The sequence below is a fragment of the Burkholderia sp. AU33803 genome, from assembly GCF_002223095.1.
Taxonomy (GTDB): Bacteria; Pseudomonadota; Gammaproteobacteria; order Burkholderiales; family Burkholderiaceae; genus Burkholderia.
The window spans coordinates 625,538-637,654 of record NZ_NKFJ01000006.1; the positions used below are offsets into that span (position 1 = coordinate 625,538).

At 69.6% G+C, this 12,117-nt stretch carries 11 protein-coding genes; 7 read left to right on the top strand and 4 right to left on the bottom strand.

Annotation, left to right across the window (positions count from 1 at the left end; genetic code table 11):
• Positions 1-9: 9 nt before the first annotated feature.
• The 4 genes from CFB41_RS20065 (at position 10) to CFB41_RS20080 (ending at position 3,993) form a co-directional block, all read left to right on the top strand.
• On the top strand, positions 10-1,821 hold the full coding sequence (locus CFB41_RS20065; protein ID WP_089457653.1) for an ABC transporter permease: 1,812 nt from the start codon (positions 10-12) through the stop codon (positions 1,819-1,821).
• Between the two features lie 11 nt (positions 1,822-1,832).
• Positions 1,833-2,690 (top strand): ABC transporter ATP-binding protein, encoded by an 858-nt coding sequence (locus CFB41_RS20070; protein ID WP_089457654.1) that lies wholly within the window; start codon positions 1,833-1,835, stop codon positions 2,688-2,690.
• Positions 2,687-3,451, top strand: coding sequence for an ABC transporter ATP-binding protein (locus tag CFB41_RS20075; RefSeq protein ID WP_089457655.1), 765 nt, complete (start codon positions 2,687-2,689; stop codon positions 3,449-3,451). The genes CFB41_RS20070 and CFB41_RS20075 overlap by 4 nt, the downstream gene beginning before the upstream one ends.
• Positions 3,452-3,546: 95 nt before the next feature.
• Positions 3,547-3,993, top strand: coding sequence for a hypothetical protein (locus CFB41_RS20080; protein WP_089457656.1), 447 nt, complete (start codon positions 3,547-3,549; stop codon positions 3,991-3,993).
• A gap of 43 nt (positions 3,994-4,036) precedes the next feature.
• On the opposite strand, the gene CFB41_RS20085 is transcribed toward CFB41_RS20080, so the two are convergent.
• Together CFB41_RS20085 and CFB41_RS20090 are read right to left on the bottom strand one after the other, a co-directional pair.
• Positions 4,037-5,458, bottom strand: a complete 1,422-nt coding sequence (locus CFB41_RS20085) for a sensor histidine kinase (protein ID WP_089457657.1) — start codon at positions 5,456-5,458, stop codon at positions 4,037-4,039.
• Positions 5,445-6,110: a response regulator transcription factor gene (locus CFB41_RS20090; protein WP_069250848.1), complete on the bottom strand. Its 666-nt coding sequence runs from the start codon at positions 6,108-6,110 to the stop codon at positions 5,445-5,447. The genes CFB41_RS20085 and CFB41_RS20090 overlap by 14 nt, the downstream gene beginning before the upstream one ends.
• A 271-nt stretch (positions 6,111-6,381) precedes the next feature.
• On the opposite strand from CFB41_RS20090, the gene CFB41_RS20095 reads away from it, so the two are divergent.
• Both CFB41_RS20095 and CFB41_RS20100 read left to right on the top strand, forming a co-directional pair.
• Positions 6,382-7,398, top strand: a complete 1,017-nt coding sequence (locus tag CFB41_RS20095; protein ID WP_089457658.1) for an ABC transporter substrate-binding protein — start codon at positions 6,382-6,384, stop codon at positions 7,396-7,398.
• Between the two features lie 111 nt (positions 7,399-7,509).
• The gene (locus CFB41_RS20100) at positions 7,510-8,820 is read left to right on the top strand and encodes an MFS transporter (protein WP_089457659.1); all 1,311 of its coding nucleotides are present in this window, start codon (positions 7,510-7,512) and stop codon (positions 8,818-8,820) included.
• Positions 8,821-8,886: 66 nt separating this feature from the next.
• Here CFB41_RS20100 and CFB41_RS20105 read toward each other — a convergent pair whose 3' ends face one another.
• Together CFB41_RS20105 and CFB41_RS20110 are read right to left on the bottom strand one after the other, a co-directional pair.
• Positions 8,887-10,695, bottom strand: a complete 1,809-nt coding sequence (locus CFB41_RS20105) for a sensor histidine kinase (protein WP_089457660.1) — start codon at positions 10,693-10,695, stop codon at positions 8,887-8,889.
• Complete coding sequence (locus CFB41_RS20110; protein ID WP_089443200.1) at positions 10,692-11,336, bottom strand: response regulator transcription factor; 645 nt, start codon at positions 11,334-11,336, stop codon at positions 10,692-10,694. Before CFB41_RS20110 ends, CFB41_RS20105 begins: the two co-directional genes overlap by 4 nt.
• 322 nt (positions 11,337-11,658) lie before the next feature.
• Here CFB41_RS20110 and CFB41_RS20120 point away from each other — a divergent pair, with 322 nt between their 5' ends.
• Positions 11,659-12,111, top strand: coding sequence for a hypothetical protein (locus tag CFB41_RS20120; protein ID WP_089457661.1), 453 nt, complete (start codon positions 11,659-11,661; stop codon positions 12,109-12,111).
• The last annotated feature ends 6 nt before the right edge of the window (positions 12,112-12,117 follow it).

Here is a 12,117-nt window from a genome sequence, read left to right on the forward strand (position 1 = left end):
CGCATCGTGATGGCTTCCTGGCTCGACTACACGCTCAACGGCCTCATCGTCGGCAACATCTACGCGCTGCTCGCGGTCGGACTCGCGCTGATCTTCGGCGTGTCGCACCTGATCAACTTCGCGCACGGCTCGGTCTACATGGTCGGCGCGTTCATCGGCTGGCTGTGCCTGACGCGCTTCGGGCTGCCGCTGCCGGCGGCGCTCGCGGCGGTCGTCGTCGGCTGCGGTGCGCTCGGCATCGCGATCGAACGGATCGGGCTGCGGCCGCTGCGCCATGCGGCACGCATCGCGCCGCTGCTCGCGACGATCGGCATCAGCTTCATCCTCGACCAGCTCGCGCAGCTCGCGTTCGGCGCCGACCCGCGCGCGGTGCCGACGCCGCTGCCCGACTGGCACGTGCGGATCGCCGGCGCGACGCTCGGCTCGCTCGACCTGTTGATCGCGGGCATCGGCATCGCGGCGGCCGCGCTGCTGTACGGCTTCCTGCGCTTCACGCGGCTCGGCTGGGCCGTGCGCGCGACCGCGCAGGATCGCGACGCGGCGCTGCAGATGGGCGTCGACGTCGACCGGGTGAACCAGACCGTGTTCGCGATCGCGTGCGCGCTCGGCGGCGTGAGCGGGCTGCTGGTCGGCATGTACTACAACAGCATCGATCCGGCGATGGGCTTCCAGGCCACGCTGAAGGGCGTGGTCGCGCTGCTGATCGGCGGACTCGGCAACGTGCCGGGCGCGATCGCGGGCAGCCTGCTGCTCGGTCTCGTCGAAAGCTACGGCGTCGCGCTGTTCGGCACCAGCTATCGCGACCTGTTCGCGTTCGGGCTGTTGATCGTGTTCCTCGTGTGGCGGCCGAACGGGCTGTTCAGCGCGAACCGCGCGCTGCCGCCTGAGCCGATGACGGGCACTTTCCTCGCGGCCGCGAAGGCCGTGCGCGTGCCGCGCCCGGTACTCGTCGCGCTGGTCGTGCTCGCGGCCGCGCTGCCGTGGCTCGGCGCGTCGCCATACGTGCTGCAGACACTGACCAACGCGTGGCTGTACGGGCTGCTTGCGCTGAGCCTCACGCTGGTGGCGGGCACGGTCGGGCAGATCTCGCTCGGCCACGCGGCGCTGCTCGTGATCGGCGCGTATGCGTCGGCGCTGCTGTCGTCGGATCTCGGCTGGTCGCCGGCCGTGACGATTCCGTGCGCGGGCGTGATCACCGCCGTGCTCGGCACGCTGCTCGTGTATCCGGCGTTCCGGCTGCGCGGGCACTACGTGTCGATCGCGACGCTCGGCATCGGCGAAGTGGTGAGCCTCGTGATCCTGAACTGGGACGGCCTCACGCGCGGCCCGCTCGGCATCACCGGCATCGCGCCGCTGCCGTGGGCGACGACCGCGCGTGCCGCGTACTGGTTCACGTTCGCGGTGCTCGTCGGGTTCGCGCTCGTGCAGGTGCGGCTGCTGCGCTCGCATCTCGGCCGCACGCTGCGCGCGGTGCGCGAGGACGACGTCGCCGCGCGTGCGCACGGCATCGCACCGAACCGCTACAAGGCGATCGCGTTCGCGGTCGGCGGCGTCGCGGCCGGCGTGAGCGGCGGGATCGCCGCGCACCTGTACAGCTATATCAACCACCAGACCTTCGATTCGCAGGTGTCGATCCTCGCATTGACGATGGTGATTCTCGGCGGGCTCGGCAACGTGCTCGGCGGCATCGTCGGTGCGATCGCGCTGATCGGGCTGCCCGAGCTGTTCCGCTGGGCGGCCGACTACCGGATGCTGATCTACGGCCTCGTGCTGTTGCTGCTGGTCCGGTTCCGGCCGCAGGGCCTGCTCGGCACGGTGTGAGGAGGAATGCGATGACCACCAACCGAACCTTGCTCGACGTGCAGGGCCTGACGCGTCGCTTCGACGGCGTGACCGCACTCGACGGCGCGAGCCTGTCACTCGCAGAAGGCGAACTGCTGAGCGTGATCGGCCCGAACGGCGCGGGCAAATCGACGCTGTTCAACCTGATCGCGGGCGCCGACCGGCCCGATGCCGGCCGCGTGACGTTCGACGGCCGCGACATCACCGGCACCGCGCCCGAGCGCCTCGCGACGCTCGGCATCGCGCGCACGTTCCAGCACGGCCGTGTGTTCGGCAATCTGAGCGTGCTCGACAACGTGCTGATCGGCGCGCATGCGCGCCTGCGCGCGGCGCGGCCGGGCTGGCCCGCGCTGGGTGCGGCGGCCGAGGTGCTGCGCGCGCTCGTGCGGCCCGCGGCGGTGCGGCGCGAGGAAGCCGCGCTGCGCGACGAGGCGCGCGCGATCGTCGCCGGGTTCGGCGAGCGGCTGACGCCGCGCATCGATCATCCGGCGCACAGCCTGTCGTATGCGAACCGGCGGCGTGTGGAGATCGGCCGCGCGCTCGCGCTGCATCCGCGCCTGCTGCTGCTCGACGAGCCGACGGCCGGGATGAACGAGACGGAGACGGCCGAGATGCTGCAGCTGATCCAGTCGTTGAAGGCGCGCGGCCTGACGATCCTGCTGATCGAGCACAAGCTCGAACTCGTGATGCGCGTGTCCGACCGCGTGATGGTGCTCGACAACGGCGTGAAGATCGCCGAAGGCGCGCCGCGCGACGTGCGGCACGATCCGCGCGTGATCGAGGCGTACCTCGGCCGCCGGCATGCGGGCGGCGCGCCGGCCGACCGCACGGCAAAGGCGGCCGCATGACGGCACTTTCTTCCGGACCCGACACGACCATGACCGACGCGCTGCTGAAACTCGAACACCTGGACACGTTCTACGGGCCGGTGCAGGTGCATTTCGACGTGAACTTCGAAGTCGGCCGCGGGCAGATCGTCAGCCTGCTCGGCGGCAACGCGAGCGGCAAGTCGACGACGATGAAGCTGATCCTCGGGCTGATGCGGCCACGCCGCGGCGTCGTGCGTTTCGACGGCGACGACGTGACGGCGCTCGCGACGCCGCAGCGCGTGCGGCGCGGGATCGCGGCCGTGCCCGAGGCGCGGCGGCTGTTCGGCGACATGAGCGTGCGCGAGAACCTGCTGATGGGCGCGTACACGCGTGGCGACCGTGCGGCGGTGGCGGAGGACTACGAGCGTGTGCTCAACCTGTTTCCGCGCGTGCGCGAGCGGCTGACGCAGCGCGCGGGCACGCTGTCGGGCGGCGAGCAGCAGATGCTCGCGATGGCGCGGGCGCTGATGGCGCGGCCGAAGCTGATCTGCATGGACGAGCCGACGATGGGGCTGTCGCCGCTCTACGTCGACAAGGTGCTCGAACTGATCGACGCGATCAACCGGCAGGGCGTGACCGTGTTCATGGTCGAGCAGAACGCGAGCCTCGCGCTGGAGATCGCGCATTACGGGTACGTGCTGCAGACGGGACGCGTCGTGCTCGAAGGGCCCGCGAAGGCGCTGCTCGACGACGAGCGTGTGCGCGATGCGTATCTCGGCGGGGAGGCGGTGGCGGCGTAGCGGGTGGGGCGGTGGGGCAAAAAACGGTGATAGACGCCGGATTGTCAGGTAGATTGGCGCTCAGTCGCCATCACCGCCACCGGGAGCGCCGCACCATGTTGACCTATTCCGTTCAGAAAGTCGGCTACGATTTCAAGCAACTGGATCCGCAGGGCGCGACGGATTACGCGTCGTTCATGCAGGCGTTCGATGCGTTTCCGTGGGCGGCGCAGCATGCCGAATGGGACACCACGCAGGACGGCCCGTTGCCGGCCCTCGTGCTGCAGCATGCCGACGATCAGCGGGAGTTGTGGGTGACCGCGCTGCGCGATGCGCATGCGGACGGCTTCCAGCTGAATGCCGTCTCGATGCGGATGAAGAAGGGGCTGTTCGGGATCGGCAAAGGCAAGCTGGAGCAGCATGTCGATACGATCGACGTCGACACGCGCGCGGATGTCGATACGTTGTGCCGGCTGTTCTGCGATCGTCAGTATGACGAGCTGGATCGGGCGGTGGCGCGGCATGCGGAGCGCACCCGCTTCGATGACGACAGCAACGATTGAGTGCCTGCCGTGCACGTGCATGAACCGGCCCGGGCCCGTCGGTTCATGCCTTCTCCTCGTCGCTCCCCGCCGCGCGCGGAAACGTCAACACCACCGCAAACCCGCCCGCGTCGGGAAACGCAAACCCGACGCGCCCGCCGTGCGCCTTCATCACTTCCTGCACGATCGCGAGCCCGAGGCCCGACCCCGTGCGCCGCTCGCTGCCGTCCGGTGCGATCCGCACGAACGGTTGCAGCGCCGCGTCCCAGTGCTCGCGTGGAATCCCGCGACCGTTGTCGGTGACGGTCAGCGTCACAGTATCGCCGGCGTTGCCCTGCGTCGCGACCGACACGACGATGTCGTCCGCATGACCATGCAGCAGCGCGTTGTGCAGCACGTTCGACAGCGCTTCCTGCAGGCTGATCGCGTCGCCGTCGATCCACGCGAGCGGCGCATCGCTCGCGAACGCGACGGCCACGTCGCGCTCGCCAGCGAGCGGAATCGCGCGGCCGAGCACGTCCTTAGCAAGCGCGACGAGTTCGACGGGCTGCAGCGGCACGGCCTCGGTGCGATGAATCACCATCGCATGATTGAGCAGCTGGCCGGTGAGCCGGCCGACGTCCGAAGAGGTCGCGCGCAGCGCATCGAGCCGTGCCGCGTGGCGCGCGGGATCGGCTTCGCCGTCGAGCAGCTCGATCTGCGCGTCGAGCCGCGCGAGCGGCGTGCGCATCTGGTGTGCGGCATCGGCGATGAAGCGCTGCATTGCGTTGATCCGCTCGGCGAGGCGGTGCATCAGCCCGTTGATCGACCCGATGATCGCGTCGATCTCGCTCGGCGTATCGACGGCCACCGGCCGCAGGTCGGCCGGGTCGCGCGCGGCGATGATCGTGCCGATCTGCGCGAGCGGGCGCAGGCCGCGCCGGATCGCGAGGCCGCTCGCGCCGATCGCGAGCACGCTCATCAGCAGGATCAGCGTCCACACCTTGAAACTCATGTCGTTCGTCAACTGCTGGCGCGCGTTGGTGGTTTGCGCGACCGTCACGAGCGCCCAGCCCGGCGTGCTTTCCTCGGGCATGTAGCGCGCGATGGTCGCGGTGCGGATCCGGTGCCCCTGGTACAGGCCGTTCGCGAACGCGGGGCCCTGTTTCGCGGCGGCGAGCGTCGCGGGGCTCGCGAGATCGTTGTAGCCGGCCACGACGATGCCGCGCGAATCGACGACCTTGTAGTAGACGAGGTCGTAGCGCGACAGCGTCGACAGCGCGGCCACCGGCGGATTCAGCGCGAGCACGCCGCCCTGCACGTAGAGGTTTTCCGCGACCTGGATCGATGCGCCCGCAAGCAACTGGTCGTACGCGCGTTCGGCCGCGACGCCCGCGTAGTAGCGGGCGATCGCCGCGAGCGCGAGCGCGCCGGTCGCGACGACGAGCGCGATGAAGAGCAGCGTGCGCCCGAACAGCGTCTTCGGGAACCAGTCAGTGCGCCGCAATCTGATACCCCATCCCGCGCGCGGTGCGGATCTCGACCGAGCTGCCCTGCAGCTTCTTGCGCACGCGGGTCACGTACTGCTCGACCGCGTTCGTGGTCGGCTCGTTGCCGAAGCTGAACAGCTGGTTCAGCAGTTCGTCCTTCGAGAAGATCCGCTGCGGGCGGCTCGCGAGGATCTCGAGCAGCGCGAATTCCTGGCGCGACAGCGACAGCGGCTGGCCGTCGAGTTCCGCGAGGCGGCTACTGCGGTCGATCACGAGGCCGCCGAGCGTGAGCACGTCGTTCGCGTGGCCGCTGTTGCGGCGCAGGAGCGCCTGCACGCGCGCATCGAGCTCGCGGTAGTCGAACGGCTTCACGAGGTAGTCGTCGGCGCCGAGGCCGAGGCCGCTCACGCGGTCGTCGATCGCCGAGCGCGCGGTGACGAGCAGCACGGGCGTCGTGCTGCCCGATGCGCGCAGGTGGCGCAGCACCGTGAAGCCGTCCATGCCGGGCAGGTTCGCGTCGAGCACGACGAGGTCGAAGCGCTCGACGCGCAACAGGCCGTGCGCGGTCGCGCCGTCGGTTTCGAGATCGACGGCATGGCCGAGCCGCGCCAGCCGGCTGCGGATCGCCGCGCCGATTTCGGCATCGTCCTCCACGACGAGAATGCGCATGGTGCCGTTTCGCAGGTGGGTGGGTTAGGGGTTTTCCCGGGGCCGGGATGTCAGCATTTTCTCAGACTCGGTCGATAACCTGTGTCGAGCCGGACGATGCAAGGACGGCCATTAATACCAGAACCACAGGAGACGGCAACATGCAGCAGCAAACGGGTGCGACGAACGCGCGGTGCAGCGCGTCGCCGGCCGGCGCTCGCCGGTGCGGCGACGCGGGCCCCGGCCGCCTGGCGCTTGCCGCTCGTGCCGCGCGTGCAGGGAAGGCCGGCGCATGACGACGTCGCCGCGCCGCCGCGCGTTGATCGCCGCCGGCCTCGGCGTGCTCGCCGCGCCTGCGCTCGTGCGCGCGAAGCCGCGCACAGTGCGGATTTCCAAAGGCTATGGGGTGCTGTACCTGCCGCTGCTCGTAATGGAGAAGCAGCGGCTGTTCGAGCGGCACGCGGCGCGCCACGGCGTGCGCGACGTCGCGGTCGACTGGGTGCTGCTCGACGGCGGCAATTCCGTCAACGACGCGATGATGGCCGGCACGCTCGATTTCGCCGGCGCCGGCGCGCCGGGTTTCATCGAGCTGTGGGCACGAGCGCGCGGCATTCCGAACGTCGAGGTGATCGGCATCAGCGGGCTGTCGACCACGTCGCTGTCGCTGAACGCGAACCGGCCGGGCCTCGTGTCGCTGCGCGACTTCACGCCGTCCGACCGGATCGCGGTGCCGGGCATCCGCACGTCGCTGTCGGCGGTGGTGCTGCAGATGGTCGCGAGCCGGCAGCTCGGCCCGAAGCATTTCGCGCAGCTCGATTCGATCACCGTGAACCTGCCGCATCCGCAGGCGATGCAGGCGCTGATCCGCCGCGAGAACGGCGTCACCGCGCACTTCACGTCGCCGCCGTTCTCGACGCTCGAGCTGCGGCAGCCGGGCATCCACCGCGTCGTGAGTTCGGTCGACGTGCTCGGCACGCTGACGCTCGATGTCGTGTTCGCGCCGAAGCGGCTCGTCGATACGGAGCCGGCGCTGGCCAGCGCGTTTCTCGGCGCGCTCGACGACGCGAACCGCCTGATCGCGCAGGACCCGCGCGCGGCGGCCGCGCTCTATGCGGCGTCGTCCGGCGTCGGCGTGTCGCACGACGACGTGATGCGGATGCTCGCCGCACCGGACACGCGCTTCTCGGTGCTGCCGAACCAGCTGATGGACTACGTCGAATTCCTGTACCTGGCCGGCACGATCAAGGCGAAGCCGCGGGCGTGGCACGAGATGTTCGCGCCGATGCTCGACGACTATCGATCGGGTTGATGCCGCCGCGCCCTTTCATCGAAACACCTCGTGCCCGTGCGCTTGTCGCGCGCAGCGCCGATTCAACCGATACGCAACCGCTATGCAACCGTTTCACGCAAGGAGCCTCAAGTGAACGCCACTGAAACCCTGGACCCCGCGTCCGCCGAAGAGCAGCGCATCATGTCGAAGATGGCGCGGCGCCTGCTGCCCATTCTCGTCGTGATGTTCCTGATCGCGTTCATCGACCGGCAGAACGTCGGCTTCGCGAAGCTGCAGATGGTGCACAGCCTCGGGATGACGGAGGCCGCGTTCGGGCTCGCGTCGTCGCTGTTCTTCATCGGCTACCTGCTGTTCGAGGTGCCGAGCACGCTCGCGCTGCATCGCTACGGCGCACGCGTGTGGCTCGCGCGGATCATGCTGACGTGGGGGCTCATCACCGTGCTGATGGGCTTCACGACGTCGATGCCCGCGTTCTGCGCGCTGCGCTTCGTGCTCGGCATCGCCGAGGCTGGTTTCTATCCGGGCGTGATCTACTACCTGACGCTGTGGTTCCCGCAGAGCTACCGCGCGAAGGTGCTCGGCATCTTCACGCTCGGCAGCGCGCTCGCGAACATGCTCGGCTCGCTGGTCGGCGGCGTGTTGCTGAGCCTGAACGGCGTGTGGGGGCTGGCGGGCTGGCAGTGGGTGTTCGTGGCGACGGGCATCCCGGCGGTGATCGTCGCGATCGTCGTGTTCCGCGTGCTGCCCGCGTCGGTGCGCGACGCTCGATTCCTCGACGACCGCGAGAAGCAGATCGTCGAGGCCGCGCTCGAACGCGAGAAGCCCGCGCGGGCCGAGCACGGGCAGCCGTGGAAGGCGCTGCTCGATCCGCGCGTGATGCTGTTCGCGGCCACCTACATGCTGATGTCGACGTCGCTGTACGGCGTGACGTACTGGTTGCCGACGCTCGTGAAATCGTTCGGCGTGTCGAGCAGCATGAACGGCTTCCTGAGCATGCTGCCGTGGGCGCTCGCGGTGTTGCTGCTGCTGTGGCTGCCGGCGAAACTGCGTCGCGCGAAGAGCATCCTGCGCACGATCGCGATCGTTGCCGCGCTTGGCGCGCTGGGCTTCCTGCTGAGCCTCGTGTTGCCGTCGACGCCGCTGCGCTTCATCGCACTGGTGCTCGGTGGCGCATGCATCCCGCTGCTGTACCCGTGCTTCTGGTCGATGCCGCCGCGCTACTTCACCGGTGCGCGGGCGGCGGCGAGCGTCGCGGCGATCAACTCGATCGGCAACCTCGGCGGCTTCTTCAGCCAGAACCTGATGCCGTTTGCCGGCAAGGTGACGGGCACGGCGTTCGGCCCGATGATCGTGCCGATCGTGTGTCTCGCGCTGCTCGGGATCGGCGCGCTGGTCGCGTGGACGCGCTCGGAACGGGGGATGGTGGCGGCGCGCGCGTGAGGGGGCGTGGTGTTATCGCCTCATCGACGAGTTTCCGACGAACGCACCACCGCCTTCGCCGGGAACCTACCCGCGCGGCGCCCCATCCCCACCATGCGCGACCGTCACCTGCGCAGGCGCCAGCGGAATCTCGACCTCGACCGTCGTCCCTTCGCCGAGCGTCGTCGCGATCCGCAGCGTGCCGCCGACGAGATACGCGCGCTCGCGTAACCCGACCAGCCCGAACGATCCCGACTTGCGCGGCACGCCGGGATCGAAACCCGCGCCGTCGTCGCGAATCGTCAGCTCGAGCGCATTGCTCGCATGCACGAGTTCGACGGTCGCATGCGACGCGGCTGCGTGCCGCGCGACGTTCGCGAGCGCTTCCTGCGCGATGCGGAACACCGCCGTCGCGTAAGGCTCGTCGAGCTGCAGCTCGGGCGGCTCGACGTGCAGCGTGCATGCGATGCCATGACGGTGCCGGAAATCCTCCACGAGCCACTGCATCGCCGCGGCGAAGCCGAGATCGTCGAGCATCAGCGGGCGCAGGTCCGACGCGATGCGGCGTGTCGCGGCCACCGCGCCGCGCGCCAGCGCGTGCATCGCCGCGATCTTGCGCGCCAGCAGCGCATCGTCCTGCGGCACGCGGTCGAGCAGCCATTCGAGATCGTTCTTCAGCGTCGCGAGCGTCTGCGCGAGCTCGTCGTGCAGCTCGCGTGCGATGCGGCGCTGCTCGGCTTCGCGTGCGCTCGCGCTGATCGCGGCAATCTCGCGCAGCTCCTCGCGCGACGTCTGCAGTGCCCGCTCGGCACGCACGCGGTCCTCGACTTCGCGCCGCAGGTCGCGGTTCGACGCGCTCAGTTGCGCGGTGCGCGCGGCGACGCGTTGTTCGAGCCGTTCGTTCGCGTCGTTCAGCTGCGCGCTCTTCTGCACGACGAGCAGATGCTGGTAGCGCGCGCCGGCCAGCGCGCGCACCGTCTGCGCATGCAGCCGGCCGTTCTCGAACAGCATCGCGAACAGCACGACACCGGACGCGACGAGGCCGTACGCGCGCCCCGCGTAGAAGCCGAGGTCGTAGCGCCCGTGATTCAGCATCGACGACAGCGCGATGTCGAACAGCCACGCGACGAGCACCGTCATCACCCACAGGTCGAGCACGGAATGGCGCCGCCGCCGCTGCCACATCAGCATCAGCGCGACCAGGTTCAGCCCCCAGACGACCGTGATCGCGTACGTCATCGTCGCGGCCATCCGGTTCCCGTTCATGATGCGCGGCAGCAGGTCGTGGCCGGCCGTCGCGAGCAGCGCGAGCGCGACCGTCGCGCCGATCGCGGCCGCGATGCACAGCCCGACGGGAATCGCCGCGCGGCGCTGCGGGGCCGGGATCGGCCCCGGCGCACGCGACTTCGCGCGCAGCAGCGCGTACGCGGCGACCGCCAGCGGAAAGCCGCCGTGCCAGAACAGGTACAGCCAGGCGGTGGTCTGGTCGCCGCCGCCGAGCAGGCCGTTCGGTGCGAACAGCCCGGGAAAGGTCAGCATGTGGGTGCCGGCCATGAAACCCGTGAACAGGTAGCCGCCCGCGAGCACGAGCAGCGGCCGCTGGCGCAGGATCGCGTACTGGCCGAGCAGCAGGCCGGCCGTCACCATGTCGTTGACGACGATCGCCGACTGGTACACGGGGATGAACGCCCACCCCGGCGCAAGCGGCCTGCCGGCGAACGGTGCAAGCGCGGCGAAGATCACGGCGGAGACGAGCACGGTCGCGAGCGCGAGCCGCCGTTCGCGCCGGCCCGGCGGCAGCGACGACATGAACAGGCGCGACGCGTCCGGGTCGTCGTCGTCCGCGGGTGAGTGCGAGGGCGGCGATGAGGGCGGGACGCGGAAGGCGGCGGTCATGCGTCGCCGCCGGGGTCGAGTTCGTGGCGCACCGCGTAGCGGACCAGCGCGGCTTCGTGCGGTAGATCCATCTTCTCGAGGATCCGCGTCTTGTAGGTGCTGACCGTTTTCGCGCTGAGCGCGAGTTCGGTCGCGATCTGCGTGACGGTCTGGCCCGCGACGATGCGGCGCATCACGTCGAACTCGCGCGCGGACAGCCGCTCGTGCGGCAGCGCGGCGGCCGGCGTGCGCAGCGTGAGCGCGAGACTCTCGGCCGCCGACGGGCTCACGTAGACGCCGCCCGCGGCCACCTTGCCGACCGCCTCGACAAGCTCGGCGGTCGCGCTGTCCTTCGTCAGGTAGCCGGTCGCGCCGGCCTTGAACGCGCGCGCCGCGTACTGCGCCTCCGCATGCATCGTCAGCACGAGCGTGCGCAGCGACGGCGCGTGGTGTTTCACCAGCCGGATCAGCTCGATGCCGGTCGGCGCGGGCATCGACAGGTCGAGCAGCAGCACGTCCGCGGCGCCGCGCTCGACCAGCGCAAGCGTGGCCGAGCCGTCGCTCGCCTCGCCGACGATTTCGAAACCGCCGGCCGTTTCCAGGATGTGACGCAGTCCGTCCCGCATGACTGCGTGATCGTCAGCCAGAATTACCCTGATCATCTAGCGATCCTCTTCGGGATGACGCCGCGCCCTGCTGTCCGGGAGTCGCCGCGGCTGTTCTTCTGACCAATATATTCCGCAGAATCCGAAAACGGTACACATCCGGGAAATTTTCGAGATAGTCGAGCGTGGAATGTGTACTGAAACGAAATAATCTCAGGGAGCAAGTACGAGGGAGAGCAGGCAGGAGTCAGGGTATTCCCTGAATAATTTTGAGGCCGGGGAGGGGCGACGCGTCGCGTCGCGAGCCACCCCGCGAGCCGTTGCGATTCGGGACTAAACTGGTGCCCGATGCCACTACAACCCCCAGAGGAGCCCCGCGATGATCGATCTTGCCGATATCCTGCCGTCCGCACTGCCCGCTGCCGTTGCATGGGCGGAAGCCGAGGCGGCGCGCGGGATCGCGCAGGGGGCGCCGCTGACGCCCGAGCAGGCCGACGACGCGCGCACGGTGGGCGTCGCACAGCCGGAGCGGATCCGCGTGGTGATCGTTGACCGCATGCCGTTCCCCGAGGTGCCGTCGCTGGCCGCGATCGCCCGCGACACGGGGCTCCTGGCGCCGGGGACGATCGGGCTCACGCTCGGCCATGCGGTGTATGTGCTGCGCGGGCAGGACACGCGCCGCCTGCTGACCCACGAATTCCGCCACGTGCATCAGTACGAGGCTGCCGGGTCGATCGGAGCGTTTCTCGCGCGCTATCTGCAGGAGATCGCGACGGTCGGCTACCACGACGCGCCGCTCGAGGCCGACGCGCGGCAGCACGAGTTCGATTGACCGCCC

Coding starts and splice junctions, on each gene's coding strand:
- CFB41_RS20090 (WP_069250848.1), bottom strand. CDS start 6,110: ATGCGCATTCTCGTCGTGGAGGACGATGCCGAAATCGGCGCGGCGATC.
- CFB41_RS20070 (WP_089457654.1), top strand. CDS start 1,833: ATGACCACCAACCGAACCTTGCTCGACGTGCAGGGCCTGACGCGTCGC.
- CFB41_RS20065 (WP_089457653.1), top strand. CDS start 10: ATGGCTTCCTGGCTCGACTACACGCTCAACGGCCTCATCGTCGGCAAC.
- CFB41_RS20080 (WP_089457656.1), top strand. CDS start 3,547: ATGTTGACCTATTCCGTTCAGAAAGTCGGCTACGATTTCAAGCAACTG.
- CFB41_RS20075 (WP_089457655.1), top strand. CDS start 2,687: ATGACGGCACTTTCTTCCGGACCCGACACGACCATGACCGACGCGCTG.
- CFB41_RS20105 (WP_089457660.1), bottom strand. CDS start 10,695: ATGACCGCCGCCTTCCGCGTCCCGCCCTCATCGCCGCCCTCGCACTCA.
- CFB41_RS20110 (WP_089443200.1), bottom strand. CDS start 11,336: ATGATCAGGGTAATTCTGGCTGACGATCACGCAGTCATGCGGGACGGA.
- CFB41_RS20120 (WP_089457661.1), top strand. CDS start 11,659: ATGATCGATCTTGCCGATATCCTGCCGTCCGCACTGCCCGCTGCCGTT.
- CFB41_RS20095 (WP_089457658.1), top strand. CDS start 6,382: ATGACGACGTCGCCGCGCCGCCGCGCGTTGATCGCCGCCGGCCTCGGC.